The organism is Acinetobacter sp. DSM 11652, from assembly GCF_900109815.1.
GTDB lineage: Bacteria > Pseudomonadota > Gammaproteobacteria > Pseudomonadales > Moraxellaceae > Acinetobacter.
The window spans coordinates 1-22,143 of sequence record NZ_FOBK01000006.1 but is presented as its reverse complement, the minus strand read 5'-3'; the positions used below and the strand labels follow the sequence as shown (position 1 = coordinate 22,143).

Here is a 22,143-nt window from a genome sequence, read left to right as displayed (position 1 = left end):
ATGCATCAAGTTATAAACTTTAATGAGACTGCAAAACTACAAGCAAAGGAAAATTTAAATGCATATATTTTAAAGTATCAAAATAATTTTATATTCCCTGACAATCAGTGGAATGATTCTATTTGGGACATTACAAACTTTTTAAAAACAAAGATTAAAAATCACAAATCAAAAAAAGTATATTTCAGATCTTATATAGATAACTCTGAAAACAAAACGTCCATTGATATTCCCATTTCTAAACCACTTATAGATTTTGTAAAAGCAGCATTTTGCGAAATTATGCTGGTTAAAAAATTACTAGAATATAATCGTATAATCTACGCATTCCAAGCCTTGGAACATGCATTACATCAGCAAGGCCATGAAATTTGCGTAACCGAAATAAATATTGAAACTCTAAATTTAGCTGAAGCCTATCTTCTGTCAAGATTTAAAGACCCTTGGAATGTTGCTAAAAACTTAGAGAACATTATTAATAACTTTATTATTTCTAAAAAGCTAAATACAGGTATTTATCATTGGTCAACAAGCATCCAGTACACAGCACCTACAAGAAGTGACCGCACACAAAAAGAACATATCAACCAAAATAAATCTAAACTTCCACATTTACAAGAAATTATAGCACTCGCAGACATTCACCATTCGAGTGACCATATCCCAGACAAAATCGTGACGTCCTTTGTAACTCTAGCCATGTTTGCACCTAATAGAGCAACTGAAATCCTCACATTATCTACAGATTGCAGGACATTCGCCTCTATAGGAAAGCAAGAAATTATGGGATTAAAATGGACTCCATTAAAAGGAGGTGATCCTATTACTAAATTTAGCATTAGTCCTGAATGGGATGAAATAGCATCAAATTCGATTAACTATTTAACAGAACTTGGGGCTTCTGCACGTATAGCAGCAAAATGGTACAGTGAAAATCCTCGAAGCCTATATCTACCAGAGCATTTAACTCACCTCAGAAATCAACCTATTACCCTTTGGGAAGTTGCACAAATTTTAGGAAAAGAAAACCCTATAAAAGGATGTCATGCTTTTAGATATGGTTTTTCAAAAAGTATAGGAAATACCACTGATAAAGGAAGAATTTTTAATCCGGAAAGCTCCTGGGTTAACCTATATTACTTTGAAGAGCTTGAAAAATTTATCGTTTCAAAACTCCCTCAAACATTTCCAATATTAAATGGTGCAACACAACAGTCTTGGCATGAATCATTATTTGTATTACCCAAGAATGTACTAAGCCCTACTGCCGACACTCTTTACAATGTTCCTGAGCCTATTGATATTAACCAAATTAATAAACAATTAGGAAGCAATCCAGGTGGTAAAACAATTTTCACAAGGAATGAAAAGTTTCTACAAACCTCTGATGGTAAAAAAGATATGTATATCACTACTCATCAATTTAGGCACTTACTCAATACTTTGGCACAATTAAAAGCTCTACCACAGGAACTAATTGCATTTTGGTCGGGTAGAAAAAGCATTAAACAAAATGATGTTTACAACCATATCTCTCAAGATGCTTATATTGAGGCTTACACTAACATAGAAGATAAAGTCGCCCAAATCCCCCAAACTGGCTATTTAGACAAAAAAATAAAAAAAATTATACACCTCAACCCAATTAATTACGACGAGGCTTTAAAAATTGAACTAGGATCAATTCATATTACTCAGTATGGCATCTGTAGACATGATTACTCGCTAACACCTTGCCCTAAAGACAAGGATTGTGGAAATTGTAGTGAGTTTTCAGTAATGAAAGGTAATGAAGCACATTTAACAAAGGCCAATCAACAAGTCCAATTGCTTTCAAAAGCGCTTTTAGATGCCAAACAAGCAGAAAAAGATGGTCATCCAGGTGCACGAAAATGGATTGAGCTAAACGAACCTAAACATGAGCGCTGGAAGAACATTAAAGCTTTTTTAGAGGATGAATCCATTCCTAGCCATACGATGTTTACTTTATCTGACCCAACAGAACAACATCAAACTAAAGTCGGTTTTGCATACTCAGTAAGAGAATTAGAACAATAAGTCCACTCCCATTTACTTACACTAGGATAAAGTATGGCAACTTCACCAAGACTCACTAATGAAAGAATAGAAATTGCTCTCAAACTTTTAGATGGATGGACTGGCAAATTAACTTGGTCTCGCTATTTAGCATTGCTCGAATTAGATATCGGACACAAATATACCAAAGCTGCTTTATTAAGACATTCAAGATTCAAAGATGCTTGGGATAAAAGACGATGGAATGAAAATCCTGATAGAAATATAGAAAAAGGTTTTGGCAATCATGGATTACAAACAGCTTTAGAAAAAATTGAAAAGCTAGAAGCTACAATTGAACGCCTTGAAAATGAAAACCATTTGCTTATTGAAAAGTTTGTAGTGTGGTCAACTAATGCAACAAATAAGGGCCTAACAATAGAGGAGTTAAATAAGCCAATTCCAACGAATGCTAGGAAAAATTTTAGATAATTTCACAACCTTTTTGAGAGGATAAGAAGGTAATCAAGCATTCCTTATCTTCTTTAAAAATTTAAGCCACCGCTTCATTAAACGCTTCAATAACCCCAAATATGTTGTCAGCATCTGCATCACCAAACACACCATCAATTCCTTCATAGTGGATCTGATTAAAAGGTGGTTCATATAACTGTGCTGCTTCTAATACTCCATTTTGTGTCAAATGCTCAATCAGCATTTCCACAAAACGAATTTGCTTCTCGTTATAGGTTGACCCTTGCAGATATTTTGAGAATGCTTGTTGTACAGCCTGACGATCCAACCCAACTAAAGATCGAATAAATAACGGTAAGGATTTTTCAGTCCCAAAACATTCTTCAAATTTATCTCGGCTTTCAACTTCTTGCGCTTCAAAAACAAAGCGTTCTAACTCACTTAGATCGGTCGGTGTCAATGCTAAACCACGCTTGAGCTTGGCAATGGTAATGTGGTCTTCATTCGCCTTAATAAAGCTCTCTACACGCTTGCGGTACTGGGCAAGGTTTACGCCAGTTGAAACGACTGGTATATCGACTGCTTGCATCTCTCCAATTTCATCATCAAGCATGGAATAGACAATCGTGGAGGTTGATTTTTCGATGAGTTTGACCAAACCACGAATACGCTTACGCATCGCCTCTAACATTGGCAAGGTGATGCCTTTCCAATATTCAAGAGTTTGGATTTCTTGGATCAGTGCGATCTGTTCTGCAACCACAGGAATATTTTCCTTGCCTTCAAGCTTAGAAGCAATTTCAATCACTCGATTGGCATAGTTCTCCATTGCCTTATTATTCTTATGCAATACGGCAAGTTCTAAGTTGTAGCACAACAGATCAAATAGTTTAGTTTCTAAAGTTTCAGGCTCAAGCTGATTCGGTAGTTTAGAGATGTGTTCTCGTAATGTACCAATGGCAAGGTCATCTAAATTGTTCCAAGCATCATCATTTTTGAAATGTTCTACATGCTCAAGTTCAGACTTCACAATGAAATTATCATTGTTCATTGACTTCACTTCAGTCTGTAAACTTTGACGTATATCCTGCTGTACAGCTTTCAGCTCTTCGGTGGCATCATCCTTCGCATTGAGCAGACTTAAGATATTCAAACGAGCCTTAAACAGGCGTTGCCCGAGTGGTTCAGTGGTAGCAACAGGCGCACCATCTGGATTTTCATTGAAGTATTCAAAGTTAGAACAGTAGTCAAAGATATAAAATTCTTTTTTATCATCTTCAGGGCTAAACAATTCTTTGCAGAGTCGTGTACCACGCCCAATCATCTGCATGAACTTTACTTTAGAACGCACTGCTTTAAAGAACACGAGATTGACCACTTCAGGCACATCTATCCCTGTATCCAGCATATCCACTGATATGGCGATTTGCGGTTCAGGTAAATCCTTTTTACTAAAGTCATCAATCAGGCTTTGTGGATACTTAGTGGCATGGGTAATTACACGAGCGAACTTACCATCATATTGCGGATAGTTGGCATTGAAGCGGTCAGCAATAAATTGTGCATGTTTTTGATTCACAGCAAAGATAATGGTTTTACCTAGACGATCACCGCCTTCGGTCTTTATCCCATTTTCCATCAAGTGTTTCAGCATTAAATCAACTGTACCTGAGATAAATAGCTCTTTATTAATCTTGGATGCTGATACTTCTTCAGGCGCATCTTCATCGCCCCAATTTAGACTGTCCCAATGTTGTTTTTCTTCTTCAGAGAGTTCGTCATATTTGACGCCTTCACGCATAAATTTAAGCGGAACTGAATAGGCTTTCGGTGGCACGAGATAACCATCGGCAATGGCTTGATCAAGATCATAGTAATCGGTTGGTACACCACTTTCTAAACCAAAGAGTGCGTATGTATCACGATCCACTTCATCTCGTGGGGTTGCGGTTAAACCGACAAGCAAGCTATCGAAGTATTTAAAAATCTCACCAAACTTTTGGTAAACGCTACGGTGTGCTTCATCAACAATAATTAGATCAAACATACCTGTACCAAATTGGCGTGTACCATCGGCATTTTTTTCATCAATCAAGCCCATCATAGTTTGATAGGTAGAGAAATAGACTCGACCGACTTGATTCTTATCATCAAGTAAATTGACGAATGAGGCATCTTTTAAATTGGCTTTAAACGCGTTGTGCGCCTGATTGACTAATGAAGTACGATCTGCAAGAAATAATGCTTTTTGCACCACATTGGCTTTCATCAATACATCGACCAGTGCAATGGCGGTACGCGTTTTACCTGTGCCTGTTGCCATAATCAGTAAGCCTGCACGCTCTTTACGTTGGTAGGCTGCAAGCATGGCTTTAATGGCACGTGTTTGATAGTAACGCTCGACAATGTCCGTATTGATCGGGAAGCTACTTAAATCAGGATTATTCTTACGTCTTTCGATCAGACGTTTGAGTTCTGCTTGAGTATAGAAGCCATGTACTAAACGTGGTGGACCACCTTCTACATCATTCCAAATTCGGGTTTTGTAGCCATTGGTATAGAAAATGACAGGGCGTTGTCCTGTTTGTTGTTCTAAACAATCGGCATAGAGTTTGGCTTGTTGTTGTCCTATATCAGGATCAGTTGATGTACGTTTAGCTTCAACCACAGCCAAAGGCAAGCCATTAGCATCATACAGCACATAGTCGACAGCACCTTTACCCGATGGGCTTGGCATACCTGTAACAGTAACTTCTTCACGCACCGTTGTGCCAATGTCCCAACCTGCCTCTTCAAGCATGAGGTCAATTTTAAACTTACGGGCTTCGTCTTCTTTATAGTCAGTATGATCTTCGATTTTACTGTTAGCAATTTTGGCTTGTTCGACTTCGGCACGTTTTTGGGCAAGTTTTGCATCAATATTGGCGAGGATTTTTTCACGTTCTTCTAAACTTGCCGAAAGTTCAAAGAGTTTTTGTTCACGTTCACGTAGGGCTTTATGTTGTTCTGCAATTTTTTTTTCTTGGGCTTCGGTTTCTTTCTGTAGTTGTTCTTGGTTGGCGGTGATTTGCTGGGTGTTGTCAGCGTTTGGAATCAGCTCAGTTTTAAAAATATGCGGCTGTGAACGGTCTTTAGATGGTGATCCATAATTTCGTTCAAACCAGACATACATCAGGTATAAATGGCTGATGTGTTTAACGGTTTCTTCGGTGGTGAGTTCTTTGAACTTTTTCCCATGTACGGCACTGTTGCCGACCATGCGGATGTTGTCCATTTTATCCCAAATATAAGGCGGAATGAGGTCTTTAAATCTGAGGTCATTGATTAAGTTATATAGGGATGGATCATAAGGTTGGTTTAGTTTTTTGTCGTATTGATACAGCCACAGTACAAGGTTTTCAAGTGATGTACGAGCTGCGGCAAGGGCAAATTGAGGAGATATGTACGTGAGCTTTTCGGCTTCTTTGGCAGTTGCTGCTAAGCTTTTAAATTCAGGTTCTAAAAACTGAAAGTTGCTCATGTATATATTCCCTCATGTTTTAATTCAATTTTATAAAGTACCGCTAAATGCTTGGTTTTGTAGTGATTTGAATAAAGATTCGATATATTCTAATGACGATAAGTGAATACTAATTAGTTTGTCTATAGATCCAATCTTACTTGAAAATTCAAGCTGTAATTCAATTGGCGGAAGGAGAATTTCAAGCCCTCTTATATCTACCAAATGTAAGTGCTTTATGGCAATTCCCTTATTTTTTCCCAATAAATGAGAAAGCATGGACGGACTTCTCAACATACTAGTAAGAAATATCGCATCAATTTGTTGCCGATCATGTTTAATCAAACATAAACTTTCAAACAAACTAAATTGATGTGAACGATCAATTATAGCAACCGAACCAAGTGAACCACTTTTAGCAAGCACAATATCCCCAATTTCTGGATTACATCGCTTGATGAGTTGGCTGTGTTCTTGTTCAGAAATATACTTATTTGTATTCCAAACAATACGACCTTTCTTAATGTCTTTAGCTGATAAAAACTCAATACCCGAACTCATATATGTAGGAGTCTTATGTGTTCCATCAGTAATTTTATGAGTTACTTTCTCAAGCAGACATTTGTTCCAATTCTTTGGATTTGATATCGGATCGCCAAACATATCGATAAATGTGGCTTGTAAAAGCTGATCTAACTGTTCAATTGCTTGCTGACGTTTTTGGCGTAGCTCATCCGCTTGATCTAAAATAGCGGCAATTCGGCGTTGTTCTGCAAGTGGTGGGAGAGGAATTTGAACTTCTTCCAACTTAGATTTGGTAATATGTTTTAGTCCAACTCCACCATGAGCTTGGTCAATAATTTTGACGATTAAAGAATTAAGCGCATATCTTAAGTAATGCTTATCGACTAAGTCTTCTTTCACATCTACACGAAAAATATGTTGATTCAGGAAGCCTTTTCCACGATTCCAGAAGAATGCACCAAAAGAAGTTCCGGGCGTTCCTGACCATGAAAATAATAGATCGCCTGAATCAATCCAAAAGCGTTTTTCTACATCAAAATTACAATAATTGAATGGTTTAGTTTCATCATTTAAATTTTGGATACGCACAATAGGCGTTCCTTCTTCAGACCATTCTTCAGGTTTAAATGCTCTACCGTTTTGTAATTTGCATAGGTCGCCGAAACGTACTGATTTCACTTAAGTAACTCCTTAAGTGTAGCCATGCCTTTTAAAATATCCTGCTCAAGTCGTTCTAAATCCGCCAAAATTTTACTTGGTGCTTCATATTCCACTTGCTCATACACCACTTCCTTATAACGGTTTATCGACAAATCATAACCATTAGCAGCAATATCGGATTTATCCACCATAAAGCTCTGTTCTGTGGCTTGACGAGTGCTTTCCGCTTCTAAGTTTTTAAAACGAGCAATAATGTCGGGAATATTATTATTTTCATGCTTAGACGCATCAAGTTCATTACGCTTATCATCTAGCGAATAACCATCTGCTTGCATATCATAAAACCAAACTTTGTCCGTACCGCCCGACATGGTTTTGGTAAAAATCATAATGGCAGTTGAAACCCCAGCATACGGCTTAAACACACCTGACGGCATCGAAATAATCGCTTCAAGCTTTTGTTCTTCGACAATCTTTTGACGCAAATCCTTATGCGCTTTCGATGAACCAAATAACACGCCATCAGGCACAATGACCGCAGCACGACCCCCTGTTTTTAACAAACGTAAGAACAAGGCTAAAAACAGTAATTCAGTCTTTTTGGTTTTAACAACGGCTTGAATATTCTTGGCACAGCTTTCATTGTCCAAACTGCCTGCAAATGGAGGATTGGCAAGAATCAGACTGTATTTTTCAGCAATATGTGAATGTGCTTCACTTAAAGAATCACGGTTTTCAATTCGTGGGTTTTCTACACCATGCAGCATCATGTTCATTGAACCAATGCGAAGCATAGTGCTATCAAAATCATAACCAAAAAAAGTTTCTTCACTAAAACGCTTTGCAGCTTCAGGATTGGCAAAAATCTCAGTGCTGTAATGATCATTTAAATATTCACTTGCAGCCACTAAAAAGCCCGCTGTACCACAAGCAGGGTCACAAATGGTATCGGTTGGTTTAGGTTGCATTAGCTCCACAATCATCTTGATGATATGGCGAGGAGTACGGAACTGACCGTTTTGACCTGCTGAGGCAATTTTACCGAGCATATACTCGTAAATATCACCTTTGGTGTCTTTATCATCCATAGGCACTTCGGCAACCAAATCCACCACTTTAGTTAAAAGCGCAGGCGTTGGAATGGTAAAACGTGCATCCTTCATGTGATGGCTATAAGTCGTTTCGTCTTCAGCACCCAGATTCTTAATGAATGGAAAGACTTCATTCGCAACAGTGTTATATAGCGTTGCAGCATCGCCTAAAGTGATGAATTTCGACCAACGCAGATGATCTTGTTCTGGCGTAAAAATTGGATGCTCAACCTCTTTCTTTAAACGATTGGCTTTCTTTTCTTTGGTGATCTGAATTTCATCGAGTCGGCGAATAAACAGCAAATAAGTCATTTGCTCCATGACTTCAAGTGGATTGGAGATACCACCACTCCAAAATGCATTCCAAATCTGGTCAATTTTGCTTTTAATCTCGCCTGTAATCACGTAGATGACTCTCAAATTTTCTTTGAGAGTATTGTGTTGGATTTGTAGGGGAAAAGCTATAAGACTTAAAGCATAACGACATGATGTGTCGTTGTACCATCTATGTTGTATGGTTGTTTTTTAATCTCCATGTTTAGATTTAAGAATAAATAATTGAAGTGGAGATTAAATATGGATTGGATTAAGGTTTTAGAAATTGTTGCTGGTGCTGGCGTACTATTATCAATTCTCAAATGGTTATTTCTTTCAAGTTATCGATTATCTTTAAGAAAAAAGAATTTTGGTGAATTTTCAACAGAAACAGATACTTTAATCAATTTCTGTAAGGCTTTTGAGCAAGACCCTTCTAGTAAATCAGAAATACAATTACAAAATGCTTTTAACCAATTCTTAGGATATTCAAAATATCATTACAGTATTTTTTTTGAGAAGTTCAAATCTCTATGGAATTTTAAAGACAAGTTTGCAGATTTGAAATATTCAGGATTCTTAATTACTCAAAAAGTTGAAAATAATAAAGCTAAACTCTATTACCGATTTAAGGAAAGTACGCTTAAAAGAGGTGAAATGATTAGTATTTTTATCATTGGCTTAGGGTCAATACTTTATATTTTACTAATTACTTTTGAATTATTTGCTCTTAATATCCTTATAACTAAAGGTTATTTTACTCAATCATCTTATAATCAAGTCAAGCTATACGCATTACTTGTTTTTGTTCTATGCTATGCCGCTGCCGCACTTTTAGGAAGCAAGTTTGGAGTAGCTTTATCATTAAAAGATACTTTTGATATTCAGGAAAAAAGTTAATAATTTTAAGAATATCTGAGTCTTTTAAGATTCAAACACTCATCAAAGCCCCCTAATAAGGTGAATTTTTCTATTAAATTCACCAGTCATAATATTAATTACAAGCGAATTCATCCAAGCCTATGTTTTTGGGTGATAATATTCAACCGAGAAATCTTGGAATTCGTTATATCAAAAGTATGAAAACTCATCCTAAGGTCATAATATTTGATGCTTTCGGTACGCTTGTAAAAATTGGTACAAGCCGATCTCCATATCGCAAATTAATGAAATGGCTAAAAGATAATGGGAGAAAACCAAGTCCAAACGATGCGAATATCATCATGTCAAAAGCTGTTAATATTGCGCAGTTAGCTTTGCATTTTGGGCAATTGATTCCTGAAGAGCTTTTAAATGAAATTAATAATGATCTTCAATGTGAGTTAAATACGATTGAACTCTATGAAGATACGATACCTACGCTACAAACTTTAAAAAATCGCGGTTTTAAAATCGCACTTTGTTCCAATTTAGCAATGCCTTACGGTGAACGACTTAGAACACTTCTGCCGAGTTTATTTGATGTTGTTGTTTTTAGTTATGAGGTTGGATCAATAAAGCCTGAACAGCAAATTTATGAATTCATTAAGGTACATTTCGACTGTGAAATATCAGAAATGTTATTTATTGGAGATCACCCAGTTTTAGATGTGGAAAAACCGATTTCATTAGGAATGAATGCACGATTGATTCAACGTCTTAAAGGGCAAGATCTGTCGGATGTAATAGGTGATTTATTATGAGTGTCCTTTAAGTTCATACCCCACACAATACATAGGACAAGTATATCGATATGGATACCCCCCACTATCAATAATCACATGACCTTCAGCCACTAGGGCTCTAAATGCTCGATAGATTTTGTTATTAAGTGATTTTTCCCTAAATTGAGGATAAGCATATAAAAAACTCTCTTTAATCTCTTTAAATTTCAAATATTTAAAAGGTGAAGATAATAAGAAAGCAACCCAATAACCCTTAATAGACTGATATTCAAAAATATTTTCCAAAGCCTACCACCAAGAATAAAAAATATCCCATTTTGGGATATTTTTATTAATAGTACAACATCTTGAGCTATGAGCTCAATACACGATCCTCGCTACAAAAGGCTAATACAAGAACTTATTAATATACGTGAGTTAAAAAAAATAACTCAGGTAGAGCTCGCTGCATCTTTAAAAAAGCCCCAATCTTATGTTGCCAAAGTTGAAAACCTAGACCGTAGGCTAGATATTTTGGAATTGAGTGATTGGCTAAGCGTATTAGATATTTCTATTATTACCTTCATAGAAGAAGCTCTTAGCATTGACACTTAAACCACAGAAACAACCTCCACATTGTTCATGTTTTAGTAAAAGGTTAGTTCTATTTTGGGTACATATCCCCTAAAAAAAGATAGGTAAGTACCCAAAATGGTATCTACCTATGGTTCTTAATCATCTATAAATTCACTAAAACATGTCTCAGGCATTGAACCTCTAACTCGTATAGCTCCACCAATATTAATTAAAATTTAATAACCAAAAAATCATGACATAGACTTTTTACACTATGAATTAAATATTCTAAGGTAATTTCTCGGCTCTCTAAATATTACTGAGATTAGCTACTCTTAATAATAAGAGCATTACCACCATCATTATTACAAACACATAAATTCTTTCCACTCAAAAAAACACCAAAAAACACTATATATTGTGTTTCATCTTAAAACATAGCACAATATATGTGAATTTCTCTTTCTAGCTATAATTTTAAGTAGAGGCTGTAATAATCATGACGACTCAGCAACAATTCTTAGATCTTCTTTCTGACATTGAGCCTTCTACAACCACAGTTACTAATTGCTCTAGTGCTCATAACACTCTTCGAGATGCTTTAAAAGAACACAATGAATTTAGCCAAGTTCATGTTACAACATACCTATCTGGCTCTTACAAAAGAAATACGGCTGTACGTCCCACTACAATAGGTGGTGAAACCCAGAGACCGGATATCGACATTATTGCTGTAACTAACCATACAAAAGATGATGAACCTAAAGTGGTATTAGACGCAGTTCATCAAGCTTTGAAAGATATAGGTTATTCGAACCTGACCATGAACCGTCGTTCGGTCAATGTTCAACTTCAAAAAGCAGATATGGACGTTGTACCTATTATTGTTGATGGGGATAGTTTACTGATTCCAGATGTTCATCTTGAAGAGTGGCTAGTTACCAACCCTCCTGCACACACTCAATGGACAATTGATGTAAATAAAAAAACTAATGGAAAATTTAAACCTCTCGTTAAACTTTTCAAATGGTGGCGTCGTGAGCATCTGTCAGAATTAAGACGCCCTAAAGGGTTTATATTAGAGTGCTTGGTTGCTGAATATATGGACTATAGTGAGTCCAATTACGAAAAGTTATTTGTCCATCTTTTAGAAACTATCAGTACGACATATAACGGCTATGCATCATTAAATTTAGTTCCACATTTGGAAGACCCTGGTGTACCTGGAAGTAATGTATTTTCTACAGTTACAACAGATGAGTTCAAGACCTTCCATGAAAAAATAAAAGAACAAGCAAGTATTGCACGAAATGCATTAAATGAAACGGATAATGATAAAGCATTAACATTATGGCGTCAGGTTCTAGGTAGTCGCTTTCCTCGTTCTGCATCACAAAGAAGCACCAACTCCGCTGGTATAGCCGACTCTTTAATTCGCCCCGCTCTTGGCTTGGGACTGACATTTCCCTCTACTCCTATTTATCCAAATAAGCCAGGAGGTTTTGCATAATGACTGTTCTTCCTAATTTCTCAGCGCGAATGCTTGAAGAACAACATTTACTAAAACATTTAGAACATTTAGATGAAAAATTTTCCATTCAGGAGTGGATATCAACAGATACTAACGAAGTACATTTAAAGTTCGAACTTAAAATAGGCACTAAAGTTTTCCTAGGCATCCTCGTCTATCCAGAACTATTTCCTGATGTACCAGCATATATACAGCCACAACAACATGGTGAAAGATGGAGTTCTCATCAGTACGGAGGTTCAGGAGTATTATGTCTAGAATATGGGCCCGATAATTGGCACCATAATATTAAAGGAGTAAGACTAATACAAAGCGCTCAACTTCTCTTATTAAATGAAGTTCTGAGTGATCTAGCTCCTGATGTTGAGCCTGTACAATCCCGTCATTCAGAGACTGTTGGGCAAAAAATTAGAAAACACTCCAATAGACTGTTATGTACACCGATCTTGAAAAAGACCTTGAATGAAGTGGAGGCTGAAAGAACCGAAATTAAAGCTGTTATCTCATTAATTAAAGAAACTGCTGTATTCGTAGTAACTCAAATTCAGAACGAACCCCTATCTGACATACCTGCTTCATTTGCGAATGAACTAAATGAAATATCTGGTTGGGCAATACGTACAGATAGCTGCCACCTCATTAAAGGTTCTGTGACTGATATTTCTTCACTTGAAATATTTTTAAATGCCTCATGCTGCAATGAAGAAACACTTGGAGACTCATCAAAGGTTATTTTAATCTATGATTTACTGGGTAATATGGACTTTTTTTATGTTAACAAAGCCTCCTCATTATTTATAAAATTCGAAGAGATTGACCTCTTTAATGATAAAAACCAAAGATTACCAATGGAATTCAGTGATATACATAACACAAAAATTGCAATCATAGGTCTTGGTTCTTTAGGAAGTAAAATTGCAATTTCACTAGCAAGATCAGGTTGTTCAGATTTTTGCTTAGTGGATGATGATATCTTTGCTCCTCATAATATTGTACGTAATGAACTTAATTGGTTAGACGTGGGATTCTCCAAAACCTATGCAGTTGAGCGTGCCTTAAAACGTATTTCAACTGAAATGCGTATTAAATCTTATGATATGCGAATTGGAGGGCAAGAAAATCCTTTGTTAAATGTACAAATAGTTAATGAAATTAGCTCATGCAATTTGATTATTGATGCAACAGCAAATGCTCATACATTTGTAACTTTAGCTGCAATAGCAAAAAGAAAACATATTCCAATAGTATGGGGCGAAATATTTGGTGGAGGTGGTGGAGCAATGATGGCTCGAAGTCGACCAATCCTTGATGCTCCACCATTAGAAATCCGCAATCATATTCATGGTGTATTAAGTAAGCAAGAACCGATTCCAGAGGGAAAAGCCAGTAACTACGGATTTGAAACACCAGATCAGGTTTATATTGCATCAGATGCGGATGTAACCGCTCTTTCAGCAGCAATGACACAGTTCATATTAGATATTTTATGTCCTCAAGATAGTGAACCTTCTGCTTACCCTGCTTCAGCATACTTAATAGGATTTCGTAAATACTGGATCTTTAAATGTCCTTTTGATACCTATCCTATCGACTGTTCAGGTGCATTAGTATCAGAAACACTTATAGGTAATCAGCAACCAGAGAGGCAAAATATTGATTCAGTCATAGAGCCTCAACATATAGAAGATTAATTCTGATGCTTACAATATCCATTCCTACTGACATACAAGATTTGCTGATAAAAGCTCTACTAAAATCTGGAATCCATGAATGTGGTGGTGTCTTGATGGGTGAGCATATAGGAATAAATCATTTTAGAGTCAGCTCATTAACTGTGCAAAAAGTTGGAGCTATTGCTTCCTTTGTACGAGGGATTACAGATGCTATTAAAGCTATACGCCTTTTTCACAAATCAACAAATAATAATTATCAAAGATTTAATTATTTAGGCGAATGGCATAGTCATCCCCTTTTTAGCATACAACCTAGCAGCAAAGACCATTACACAATGAGAGAATTGATATCTGATCCTAAAGTTGGTGCAAACTTCGTGGTTTTATTAATTTTTCGTTTAAAGGATAACAACCTTGAAGGTAGTGCCCATACTTACTTACCTGATGGCTCTTACTTCCAATCTATTTTAGATTTTGAGAGACAATAATGAGTGCTAGTCTATTAGAAAAACAATCTACTGGTGGTGCAATTGCACGAGTAGGGTTTGAGTATCAAGATGCTTTTGTATTGAGAAGCTTACCTTTGTGGCTTTCACAAAGTGCATTTAGTCACTTCGTCAGCGAGTCAATAGGTGATATTGAGGCTTGCTATTTTTCTTCAGAAAAAACTTTGCAACGAGTTATGTATGAAGCTAAAAATCATCCCTTATCCCCTGCAAAATTTTGGGAAGAAATTTCACGCTTCAAACAGGCTTTTGATATCCCATCGAATGATTTTACTCGCTTTGGATTAGTATGCCCTAGCTATTCATCTACTCTTGACCCATTCTTTGCAGATATTGAGCGAATTAGAGGTGTTGGCTCTTCATACAGCGCAAATTCTGTGGTTTTACAGACTAGTCGGCAAGAGATTATTAACTGGTGTACCGAAAAAGGATATGAAGCTTCACTGGCTGAATTCGCACTTGATCATGTTGATTTTCTATCTTTCACTGAAGACGACAACGACTCAATATTTATAGGTCAAATCACGGAAAATCTACCTGTTATCGAGCTACTTCCTCGTGATATCAAAAACCTCAGAGAGCAGTTTAAACATCTAATTTCCCGCTCCTCCTTTGGCCCTATATATCGTAAAGAACTTGAAAAGCTTATCCTACTTGCTCTCAAAGAAGATAAAAATCTTTGGCTATCGAATCCTATTAAAATTAACCTTTCATCATCAATCCAGTATCAAGAATTACACTTAAATGTTAGCGATTTCAATAGTCCTAATCGTTCACAAAAAACCTCTAGTGATTGGGAAAACTTAGTTCAACAAGCAATTTCTGTTGGTGAGTTTATCCATAATTGTGGGGAAAGACGAACTATTCTCATTGATGGTAAACAGCGGATGTCTAGCGCCTGTATGCTTGGTTATATATTCAGTGCTACACGAAATTTTCTACTTGAAATAGAACATAACAGCATTTTTTACCGCACTGATAACCATCATAAAAAAGACGGAACTTTTTTTAATAAACTAGAGTCTTATGAACAACAAGGTGAAACTGAAGCGATTGTTACTATTGGATTCCCTACCTCTATAGGAAGAGATATTGAATCTACTAGTAGTCTTGGCATAAAGGGATTACCTAAATTGAATTTAGAAAGTACTAATGTGATTGATAGTATTGAAACTCTGAATCTTGCAGTTAGAGAGGCTAAATCAGCTTTAGTTTCTTTCAAATCCAACAATCAATTGTCTAAACTGCATCTCTTTATTAAAGCCCCCTCATTATTTGCAATGGTCTTAGGACATCGTTTGAATGGGATTTGTGATATTCAACTTTACGATTGGATAGATGGGCAATACATCCCTACAGCCGAGCTGAATATTTAGATATGATATATAGATAATATTACTCACTAACCTTAGCAGTGGGTAATATCTCTAAACTACCCTAACCATAAAACAATCGTGATTTTTGATTGTTTTTCTTTTTTTATTGTTTTTTTGATTCGTATACATTAATACATATCTATAAATTCCATTCCTATCTATTTTTTGTCACTGTTAGAGCTAACAAACCCTCAATCTGACAGCATTTATAAAAATCAATAGCTTCTTTGATTAATCCTTAAACACAAGATATAGAATTTTTAAAGAACCTATACACAATATAATGTGATCTATATAATGATTGCATTCATCCTAGTTCAATAGAATGAAACCAAATTTTGAGGTATCTGTAATACGATATTTCTAGATGTGAAACAACATCAAATTTATTGGCATGAAGAAATGTATACATTTTTTCACTATTTTTGTTAAAGATTACAGGTTATCTTACTGTAAATAAAGGATTTATTCTCATGTATACACTTCTAACATAAATAGAATGTCAGTAATGAATAGTGTTAATCCTGATTTAGTTTTAGGTATATTGTCTATAGTTTTAGGTTTTTCAACGATTGTTGTTCCTATCGTTATAGCTATCATTATTGCAATGAAAAACTAAAACACTCTAAAAGGTTGGTATTAATTATCAACCTTTTAGGCTTATCAGAATTAACACTAATTCATCTACAAAAAGGATTCCATCATGCCACATATGACCCATAACTATATGTTAGGACTTGCGGTATTGATCTTTGCCTTTATTTTCTTCTACACGCCGATGGTCTATGCCTTTTTAGCCATTCGCAAACAACAGAAGCGTAAGCAAAATAAGTAGTGCGGAAATTCAATCTACTCAAACGAACAAATTGAGTACATTCATCGGCAAAACTTAATTTTGCTTACACAATATAAGCGTATAGTAGGATGTCTCACGTTGAGATGTCTGAATAAAAAGATATAAGCAACGTAGAGAGAATTGATATGTCTATCCTCAGTTGGGACGATTTCGAAGATGATGAACCGAAACAAACTGCACAAGCACAGCAGTCTGCGCCCATCGAACCGCAAAAAGCGCCTAATCCACAAGTGGTATCTGATGCACGCAACGAACCGACGCGTGTGGCAGCTGCACAACCCGCTCGAACCAGTTCAAACGGAACAACAAATTCAGCCGATCCGTTGGCAAGAGCATCTAACGCCTTAGAACATTTGGACGTTGCTCCTGGTCTTGAAGAGTTAGAAATGGGCGCTCAACGTGTTCAAGTTGATGATAAAGCAATGATCAACTGTCGCGCTGACTTGAACCAACTTGTTCCATTCAAATACGAATGGGCTTGGCAAAAATATCTCGATGGTTGTGCAAACCACTGGATGCCACAAGAAGTTAACATGAACCACGATATCGCACTTTGGAAGTCAGAAGATGGCTTAACTGAAGATGAGCGTACTATCGTGATGCGTTCTTTAGGCTTCTTCTCTACTGCCGATTCGTTGGTTGCGAATAATTTGGTTCTTGCAATTTACCGCCACATTACGAACCCTGAATGCCGTCAGTACATCTTGCGTCAATCATTTGAAGAAGCGATTCACACGCATGCTTACCAATACTGCATCGAATCTTTAGGTATGGATGAAGGCGAAGTCTTCAACATGTACCGCGAAGTTCCATCAGTTGCGCGTAAAGCTGCATGGGGCTTGAAGTACACTCAAGAATTAAGTGATCCAACATTCAAAACAGGCACACCTGAAACAGATCAAATCTTGCTTCGCAACTTGATCGCATTCTACTGTGTTCTTGAAGGTATTTTCTTCTACTGTGGTTTCTCTCAAATCTTGTCAATGGGTCGTCGTAACAAGATGAATGGTGTTGCTGAGCAATTCCAGTACATCTTACGTGATGAGTCAATGCACTTGAACTTTGGTATCGATATGATTAACCAAATCAAGATTGAGAACCCTCATTTGTGGACTGCTGAGTTCCAAGAAGAAATCATTCAAATGATTCTTGAAGGTACGATGCTTGAAATCGAATATGCACGTGACACAATGCCACGCGGTGTATTGGGTATGAATGCTGCAATGATGGAAGAATACTTGAAGTTCATCGCAAACCGTCGTTTAGCTCAATTAGGTTTACCTGAGCAATTCGCTGGTGTGAACAATCCATTCCAGTGGATGTCAGAAATGATGGACTTACGTAAAGAGAAGAACTTCTTCGAAACTCGCGTAACAGACTATCAAACTGGTGGTGCGTTAAGCTGGTAATAGATCACGCTATTGTATCTAAAAATAAAAGAGCCTTATATGGCTCTTTTATTTTTTAGACTCAAGTAGGTGTAAGGTACAAGAATAAAAAAAATAAAATAGCAGGGTTAAATTTTCAGATTAAAAATTTTCATATTCACATGTTTATTTAAGCATCAAAATCAATCAAAGTTAAAGCACTGAGTTTTCAACCAATTTAAGAATATCGAATTATGCAAGCACTCCTTTAAATCCAATGTGAATAATGAGTAATGAGCGGATTATTCTTCAAACTCAGGCAAAATGATCTCTATAACCTAATTCTGCAACACATATCGAGTTATAAAATTAGACATTACTACTACCTCCATACTAGCCACCTGAAAACACAAATAAAAATGAGCAAGGTTAACTTTTTTTAACGGAGCGAGTGTTTATTTCTATATTCTATTTAATAACGTTCAAAAAACAGGTCTAAATATAGAGATGAAAATCTCTTTGGAGTAGGAATTTAATTTTTTTAATCATTACCATTTTTTATTATCAATAAATCCTAAACAACATTTTTTTATGATTAAGTCTACCCCTGATGACTAACACATAAAGCTCTATAAAATGGTGCTTGGATATGATTTTTTTGTTGCAATCGCGTCTCCATAATGAATTTTATTTTATTAGAATATTTTTCAAATGACGAAATAACAAATAAAATTTTTGTTCTTCAAAAATTAATTTATTCAAATTATTAGAATTTTATTTTTTTCATACCAATTACTTTTGATTTCACATTTTTAAAAATAAAAAGAGGTCTCGAAAGACCTCTTTTCATTTGTTTAATTAAATTTGATTATATTTTAACAGATCATCGATCGCATAAAGACTGCTATCTGTATTTTGCAGAACAATAAGCTCAGTTGGGTTATATTTCGTTTTAGCCCCATCAGTATCAACACTAATCACCGTATTTGCACCATCTTGTTTGATCGTTACAAATTCACCAATGTTAGACGATGTAACATTCTGATCTTTTAATAAAGCAGAAATATCAACTCGATCACCTTCAGCTTGATTAAAGTCAGTCCAAATATCTGGACTTTCGGTATGTTGAGCTTGATTGAGCACATCATAAAGGACTGTATCAGCACCTTCACCAAGAGTAAAAGTATCGATTGAAGCAGATGCTTGTACGGTATCTGCCTCATCACTTCCAGTTAACGTCATCGAAACATTAATTTCAAGTGTTGCAGATTGTGATGTTCCCGCTTTAGAAACTGTTGTATAGGTGAATGTTTCAAGACCTCCACTTAAACCTGATGGTTGATACTCATAGGTGCCATCTTTGAACACAGTAAGGACACCGTGCTTACCTTGAACTGTGAACTCTTGACCACCTTTAGCTGGATCATTTACATAAAGCTCTTTAGATCCAATTTTCAGAATATCAATTTGGTCGATAGCTGTATCATTTTCAAATAAATCACCCTCAAGCAATGGTGTATCAGTTGGAGTAATATTATTGACCATTATTCCAGTAATTGATGCACTAGATACATTCACTGAATTAAATGTACCACTCGTTGTGTTAATTGAAATAACATAATCACCTGCATCGAGCACTTTGCCATCATCTAAAATAATTTCTGAGGCATAAGTCGTTGATGTCGAAGGATTCAATATTGTTCCAGCTGGCCATGTAATACTAACATTTCCGGTATAAACTTGTTCAAGCACTTGCTGTTCAACGCCGTTGACAAGCTGAGTAGTCACCTTATTAATCACAACACTCATTGAAGGATTATCATTAGTTAAAGTACGAGTGATATTCCCTTGGAGATCTAAGCTACTAATATAAGATCCTTCTTCAACTTTAAATTCTAATGTACGACTTGCAGATCCAATAATTCCAGATTCTACAGATTCATTGAGCGTTGAATAGTTTGCAGCTTGAACTTCTACAACTTCTGCATCGTTAGCTACTGTATTGGTATCAATCTTAATATTGAGAACTTCAATGTAAGTTGTACCATCTGCTCGTTCCACTACAACCTCAAAACGATCAATCTCACCATATGGTGGAGTCCAACCCACTGTGCTTTGTGGAACTGTAACATTGTAGGTATAAGTACCGTCAGTATTAATATTGAGTGAGCCATATTGACCCTGTACAACTAAAGCTTCACCTTCAACCACATCAGTGTTATTTACCAATATTAATTTATCTGTCGTAATCGGAGTCGCATCACCTTGAACTGATCCAGTTATCGTTTCTGGGTTTGCATAATCGTAAATATTGACATCTGTAACTTGAGCTGAAGCTCCTCCAATTACGTTTACACCACTAGTTTGCTTGATAATACCAACGTAAGTACCCTCACCAAAACTCAATGTTACCGGGGTTGAAACACCACCGCCAATGAGCACTTGAACAAAATTTGGAATTTCGTGTACTTGAACCAACTGTTCAGTATTCTCATCTAAACGATAGATAACCAAACTAAATGTTGAAAGTAGCGTTACCCCGCCCGCGGAACCAGTAAAGGTCATTTCTTGGAAAGTACCGTCTTCAACAGTAAAGTCCATGACACCTTCCGTACCAATTACACTTGCAGACAACACATCACCAGCAATACCTAGATCAAGTAAATTCAATGCGACTGCATTTGAAATACCTAATGCTTCGCCTGTGGTTTCAGTTAAATCAGGAGTAACATCAAGTAATACTGTATTATCAATGATGGCATTTTCATCTGTGGCAACACGCACTAATTCAATATTTAATTCAGCTGTGCGTTTTTCACCATTTGGTGCCGTTACCTCATATACAAAACGATCAACTTCACCGTAATCTCTAAATAATGGATCTACTGTATATGTATATTGTCCATTTTCAGAGATAGTTAAAGTACCATACTCCCCTTTAATTGTTGCAATACCATCTGTAAATTGATTAATGGTATTTTCACCATGAGTAACTCCACTGATTTTACTACCCTCTGGGACGACATCTGTACCATTTTGATAATCCTGATCCGTAATCACATTACCGTTTATTGTTCCTGTCACAGCTTCTGGATTATTAAAATCACGTACAGCATCTGATTCAAATCTTAATGTATACCCCGTAACAGCTGACAACCCTTGGCCGTTACCTAATACAATGAGCCACTCTCCTTCATCTAAAGAACGACTTATCGTTTCTGACACACCACCTAATACAACGAGATACCAATTATCAATTTTTTCTTTTAATTCATATTCACCAGTTGACTCATTTAACTTATACATAAATAAGTTCATCGTCCCTGCTGTAAGACCACCAGCATCAGCATAGAAACTAATATCTCTTTCGGTGCCTTCTTCGACTGAAAGGGAAACTGAAGAGCTAAATACGCTTTCAAGCACACTTGCATTTAACACTGGACCTAAGCCAACAGAACCCACTGTAAATCCTGTTGAGTTAAGCTCTGTTGGTGTTTCATTAACATCTACAGTCGGTGTGATATCCAATACCAATTGCACATCATTATTCGCTGTTGCAAATGGCTCAGGTACCTCAATATCTACGAGATCATCTATTCTTTCTTGCAATAGAGCTTTTGCAGCTTCAATCGCGTCTGAAGTTTGATCAATATTGTCTAATGCTTGTTGTGCAAGAGTTTTTGCTGCCTGAGCAGCTTCTAGGGACTCTTGCAATTTATCAGCCTCTGCCTGTGTTACAGTACCGTCTTGCAAGGCGTCAGCTAAATCCTCTTCAGCCGTTGTATAAGCTTCTTCAGCACTTTCTATCAAAGCTTCGACTCCCGCTAGTAAAGTATCAATATCATCAGAAATATCATTTTCATTTTGATCATTTACTGTTGGTAAAGTGATATCAACCAGGTCATTTAAACGACCTTGTAGCGCATCTTTTTCTGCTTGTACTGCCTCAGGTAACGCTGTCACTTTTGTTTGTGCTTCTGTTTTCGCAGCAAGTGCATCATCACGTGCTTGAGTCAATGCAGTAAGTTCTGTTGG

At 36.4% G+C, this 22,143-nt stretch carries 16 protein-coding genes; 11 read left to right on the top strand and 5 right to left on the bottom strand.

The genetic code is table 11. The features are described 5' to 3' along the window. Entirely contained in the window at positions 1-2,058 is a 2,058-nt protein-coding gene (locus BMW42_RS07420) for a hypothetical protein (RefSeq protein ID WP_092766942.1), read from the top strand. A 33-nt stretch (positions 2,059-2,091) separates the two neighbouring features. Further along, entirely contained in the window at positions 2,092-2,508 is a 417-nt protein-coding gene (locus BMW42_RS07415) for a hypothetical protein (protein ID WP_092766941.1), read from the top strand. A gap of 61 nt (positions 2,509-2,569) precedes the next feature. Here BMW42_RS07415 and BMW42_RS07410 read toward each other — a convergent pair whose 3' ends face one another. From BMW42_RS07410 to BMW42_RS07400, 3 genes are read right to left on the bottom strand one after another with little or no spacing between them, the layout of a single operon-like run. Beyond that, entirely contained in the window at positions 2,570-6,010 is a 3,441-nt protein-coding gene (locus BMW42_RS07410; protein WP_092766940.1) for a DEAD/DEAH box helicase family protein, read from the bottom strand. Positions 6,011-6,040: 30 nt separating this feature from the next. Further along, positions 6,041-7,192: a restriction endonuclease subunit S gene (locus BMW42_RS07405; RefSeq protein ID WP_092766939.1), complete on the bottom strand. Its 1,152-nt coding sequence runs from the start codon at positions 7,190-7,192 to the stop codon at positions 6,041-6,043. Then, complete coding sequence (locus BMW42_RS07400; RefSeq protein ID WP_092766938.1) at positions 7,189-8,670, bottom strand: type I restriction-modification system subunit M; 1,482 nt, start codon at positions 8,668-8,670, stop codon at positions 7,189-7,191. Before BMW42_RS07400 ends, BMW42_RS07405 begins: the two co-directional genes overlap by 4 nt. A 171-nt stretch (positions 8,671-8,841) precedes the next feature. Between BMW42_RS07400 and BMW42_RS07395 the strand changes: the two genes are divergently transcribed. Both BMW42_RS07395 and BMW42_RS07390 read left to right on the top strand, forming a co-directional pair. Continuing rightward, positions 8,842-9,480 carry a hypothetical protein gene (locus BMW42_RS07395; RefSeq protein WP_092766937.1) on the top strand — a complete coding sequence of 213 codons (639 nt, stop codon included), beginning with the start codon at positions 8,842-8,844 and terminating at the stop codon, positions 9,478-9,480. Positions 9,481-9,659: 179 nt separating this feature from the next. After that, entirely contained in the window at positions 9,660-10,262 is a 603-nt protein-coding gene (locus tag BMW42_RS07390) for an HAD family hydrolase (protein ID WP_092767027.1), read from the top strand. On the opposite strand, the gene BMW42_RS07385 is transcribed toward BMW42_RS07390, so the two are convergent. Then, the gene (locus BMW42_RS07385) at positions 10,257-10,529 is read right to left on the bottom strand and encodes a hypothetical protein (protein ID WP_092766936.1); all 273 of its coding nucleotides are present in this window, start codon (positions 10,527-10,529) and stop codon (positions 10,257-10,259) included. The two genes, BMW42_RS07390 and BMW42_RS07385, sit on opposite strands and share 6 nt — an antisense overlap. Before the next feature lie 69 nt (positions 10,530-10,598). Between BMW42_RS07385 and BMW42_RS07380 the strand changes: the two genes are divergently transcribed. The 7 genes from BMW42_RS07380 to BMW42_RS07350 all read left to right on the top strand — a co-directional run bounded on the left by BMW42_RS07380 (position 10,599) and on the right by BMW42_RS07350 (position 18,150). Further along, entirely contained in the window at positions 10,599-10,838 is a 240-nt protein-coding gene (locus tag BMW42_RS07380; RefSeq protein ID WP_092766935.1) for a helix-turn-helix domain-containing protein, read from the top strand. A 460-nt stretch (positions 10,839-11,298) separates the two neighbouring features. Continuing rightward, the gene (locus tag BMW42_RS07375; protein WP_092766934.1) at positions 11,299-12,309 is read left to right on the top strand and encodes an SMODS domain-containing nucleotidyltransferase; all 1,011 of its coding nucleotides are present in this window, start codon (positions 11,299-11,301) and stop codon (positions 12,307-12,309) included. Beyond that, positions 12,309-14,021 carry a ThiF family adenylyltransferase gene (locus tag BMW42_RS07370; protein WP_092766933.1) on the top strand — a complete coding sequence of 571 codons (1,713 nt, stop codon included), beginning with the start codon at positions 12,309-12,311 and terminating at the stop codon, positions 14,019-14,021. Before BMW42_RS07375 ends, BMW42_RS07370 begins: the two co-directional genes overlap by 1 nt. A gap of 5 nt (positions 14,022-14,026) precedes the next feature. Continuing rightward, on the top strand, positions 14,027-14,491 hold the full coding sequence (locus BMW42_RS07365) for a Mov34/MPN/PAD-1 family protein (RefSeq protein WP_092766932.1): 465 nt from the start codon (positions 14,027-14,029) through the stop codon (positions 14,489-14,491). Next, positions 14,491-15,885: a CD-NTase-associated endodeoxyribonuclease Cap4 gene (locus tag BMW42_RS07360; protein WP_092766931.1), complete on the top strand. Its 1,395-nt coding sequence runs from the start codon at positions 14,491-14,493 to the stop codon at positions 15,883-15,885. The genes BMW42_RS07365 and BMW42_RS07360 overlap by 1 nt, the downstream gene beginning before the upstream one ends. A 703-nt stretch (positions 15,886-16,588) precedes the next feature. Further along, on the top strand, positions 16,589-16,720 hold the full coding sequence (locus tag BMW42_RS07355) for a preprotein translocase subunit YajC (protein ID WP_081403264.1): 132 nt from the start codon (positions 16,589-16,591) through the stop codon (positions 16,718-16,720). 146 nt (positions 16,721-16,866) lie between these two features. Continuing rightward, complete coding sequence (locus BMW42_RS07350; protein WP_035267248.1) at positions 16,867-18,150, top strand: ribonucleotide-diphosphate reductase subunit beta; 1,284 nt, start codon at positions 16,867-16,869, stop codon at positions 18,148-18,150. A gap of 816 nt (positions 18,151-18,966) precedes the next feature. Here the strand turns inward: BMW42_RS07350 and BMW42_RS07345 are convergent. Beyond that, the coding region (locus BMW42_RS07345) for a type I secretion C-terminal target domain-containing protein (RefSeq protein WP_143047404.1) at positions 18,967-22,143 on the bottom strand (3,177 nt) is incomplete at its 5' end.